This is a genomic window from Peribacillus sp. P4_C12, from assembly GCF_056402095.1.
In genome coordinates, this window is record NZ_JBFUIB010001033.1 from 1 (window position 1) to 799 (window position 799).

Genomic DNA, 799 nt, shown 5'->3' on the forward strand with positions numbered 1-799 from the left:
GTTTCTATGACAGGGAATGTTTTAAGATATGAAGTAGAAACAGATGAGTCCGCTTTCCTTGTAGACTATCTTCACCACCGAGGGGAAATGTTTGAGCAAGGAGCACGCGTTCATATCCTTGTACCGAAGAAAGAATGCATTATTTTATAAATTATTAATGATCACGGGGGAAGGAATATGTCTGTTTTGCCTGAAGAAAGAAAGAATGAAATTTTAAAAGAACTTAACAAAATGGGAAAAGTAAAAGTTATGGAATTAGTTGATCAATTTAATGTTTCAGAGGAAACGATTCGACGCGATTTGATGATATTAGAGGATAAAGGACTTTTAAAGAGGGTTTACGGTGGAGCGATTAAAATAGTCTTTGAATTTGAGGAGCCTCCATTTACACAGCGTACAACAGTGAATCAAGAAGCGAAAATCAAGGTTGGGAAAAAAGCAGTAGAACTCATTTCTAACGGAGATGTGATTGCCATTGATGTAGGGACAACCATGCTTGAATTTGCGAAGTGTATCGAAAATAAAATAGACATTACGATCTTAACCAATTCTCTTCCTGTGTCGTCTGTGTTAACCGAATTGCTCAATGAAAATAAGTTTACAGGACAAATTCTATTACTAGGAGGTCAAATTGATCCAAAGCATCAATCTATAAGCGGCGGTCTCACTGAACAAATGTTAAATCAATTTAATATTGATAAAGCGTTCATTTCAGCTGGTGGTGTTTCCATTCAAAGTGGGGTTAGTAATTATCATTTACATGAAACATTAGTATCACGCAAGATGGTCGAGGTATCAA

General features: G+C 36.0%; 1 protein-coding gene. It reads left to right on the plus strand.

Annotated features, from left to right (window positions below):
• Positions 1-177 precede the first annotated feature (177 nt).
• Positions 178-799, plus strand: a 622-nt coding sequence (locus AC1DUW_RS31040; protein ID WP_477644482.1) for a DeoR/GlpR family DNA-binding transcription regulator, incomplete at its 3' end; no start/stop codon positions are given.